The sequence below is a fragment of the Geminocystis sp. GBBB08 genome (genome assembly GCF_016743215.1).
Classification (GTDB): domain Bacteria; phylum Cyanobacteriota; class Cyanobacteriia; order Cyanobacteriales; family Cyanobacteriaceae; genus Geminocystis.
In genome coordinates, this window is sequence record NZ_VRZC01000279.1 from 1 (window position 1) to 2,389 (window position 2,389).

At 30.3% G+C, this 2,389-nt stretch carries 1 protein-coding gene and 1 pseudogene; both read right to left on the reverse strand.

What is annotated here, in order from left to right:
* Positions 1 to 255: pseudogene (locus FWJ34_RS19170) on the reverse strand (hypothetical protein); the annotation flags it as partial.
* Between the two features lie 151 nt (positions 256 to 406).
* Positions 407 to 2,254: an AAA-like domain-containing protein gene (locus tag FWJ34_RS19175; protein WP_308256925.1), complete on the reverse strand. Its 1,848-nt coding sequence runs from the start codon at positions 2,252 to 2,254 to the stop codon at positions 407 to 409.
* Positions 2,255 to 2,389: the final 135 nt, after the last annotated feature.

Genomic DNA, 2,389 nt, shown 5'->3' on the forward strand with positions numbered 1-2,389 from the left:
GTTTACGCCTATTATACTTAGAGAAATATAGGCACTTAACCAACCTTCTTGTTTTAACTTATATTCCACTGTACGAAAAACCGATGATTTCCCCATCTGACGGCTGTTAAAAATATAAACATATTCTAAAGCCCTTAATTTTGTTTCGAGTAAAGCATCAGCCTCACGTTTAACATAGGTTATACAATTTTGTTCGGTTATAGTACCCCCGGCTTTAAAGGGAGAGTTACGGTTTTCTTGATTTACGTTATTCATAGTTTTGGTTTGCAATTTAATTATTTAATTATTAATTTTTAAAATACTGTAGTTATGATTAATTAATAGGGTTAAATAACTTAATTTTTATAGTTAGTTAATAAAATCATTATTACTTAAAATAGCTATCAAATATCTATCATTTTTTATTTTAATTTTGAGTGTAAATAGAACTATAAAAATCTTTATACAATTTATTTTTAACTCCAACTTGATTATTACTAAAAATACTAATAATACCTAAACTTTCTAGTCGAAAATGAAAAGGAGGTTGCATATTAACTGGCGAATCTGAATGCACAATCTTTGTCAAATAAATACGTAAATCATCGTCATTTGCTAATATTGCTAAAAGTTCATTAAAATGTTGACGATAAACACCGTTTAAAGTAGTAGCCTGAGCTAATATTTGGTCAAAGTTTTGTTGAATTATGTCATTTTGTCCTCCTTCTATGTTTACTCTATATCTGAGGCGGTTCAAAAATTCCGATAGTAAATAAGGTGATGCGTCTATTAATGGAGTATTTTCAGGTAGTTGTTGATAGGGCAATTTGGCTATTAAGTTAATCATCTCTAATATTTGTGGTTGATTAAGTTCAAAACCCAATTCTTGCATATTAATGAAGTTTATTATTTCTCCTTGTAAGTCATTATTTTCTTGATTAATTTCTCCTCGAAAACCCCTAAATTCATCAAGACGTATTCCTATATCTGGGGAATAGTCATCTCCATTTCTGGCATAAACTTCACTTGAGTTAAGAAGAATTAAATGAAGTTTATTCCAAATGTTCATATTATTATCAGAGTATATCCACCAGTCTCGCAATAGAGGAACAAAACTATTATCAAATATACCCAACTGTAATATTAGGTCAAATTTTTCAAAAACTATAATTAAACCTACTGGAATTTGAAGTAACAAATATTCTCTTAAAAAATTACTGATTTCTGGATTAGTTACATTTTCTCCCAATCTTGTATTGATTTCATTGTTAACATCATTAGTGATTTGCTCAAGGTTAGGATTATTTATTGTGCCACTAATAGTTTGGATACTAATTTTACTCAGAAACCATTTAGAAAAATCACTATAATCGTTTAAAGACTGCCTAGCTTCATTACAGTTACAAATAACTACCTGATAATCGTTGGGTATATTGGGAATAATATGATGATTTAGTAACATTGTCTTACCCATACCCTTGGGTGTACTCATGCGAATAGCCTTACGCTGAAATAAATATTCTATAGCTTGTGTTTCTAAATCTGGTCTTTCCACATAATATATTTTGCCAAACTGAATCTTGTTATACTCATCAATATTTTGTTCAATATCATTTTCGTTAGCTAAATTATTGAAGAGAGGAAAGTAAAAATCATGATTTTCGTTTCGGGAAAGCTCTCGTTTTTCTTTGGTTATTAAATTTGGATGTAAGGCACGATAACGATCATTTGCTCTATAACGACCAGAGTTCAAAAACTCAGCATTCATATAATTTTTAGCAGTATCTTCTCCAGCATCTTGCCATCGTTGAGGAATTACGTTAGGCTTAGTTTTTTGTATGAAACGCAACAAATCTCTAGCACTACAACCACTTCTATACTTATTATTTTGGTCAGGGTAATTCAAACTTGTTACTTTTAATTTTGGGTTTTCATCTTGTGTGATAACCTTTATTCCCATATATCTTATTTCTTGCAGGTTGGCTTCATTACTCAAGTTAACAACTACATATCCATCAGGAGAGATTAAAACCTGTAATCCATTGTGTAAAATAAAATGGTTTTGTTGTTGTTCAACGGCGTTTTGTCCTCTTGGCTGTTGCGTTCCCCCATTTTTTTCTGGAATGCTATCTGTAATTGGATATTGATATATTTGATTCATCCCCTGTTCATTAGCCAAATTACAATTATCTGGAAAATGGTTTCTTGCTATCCATAACTCAAACAATGATCTAAAAAACGAAGGAAAAAATTGTTCAAATTCTTGTTGTGTCATATCATCTCCTTATAGAACCCATTTGGTATCTTTTTTAGAATGGTTACATAATAATGATTTCAGAAGAAATACTTTAATCTCGTCAAAGCCTTTTGTTATTTGGGTTACAGGCGTAAATATCAAATAGGTTCTATA

Bases quoted from the DNA above. Each gene is read 5' to 3' on its own strand.
- FWJ34_RS19175 (WP_308256925.1), bottom strand. From the start codon at position 2,254: ATGACACAACAAGAATTTGAACAATTTTTTCCTTCGTTTTTTAGATCA.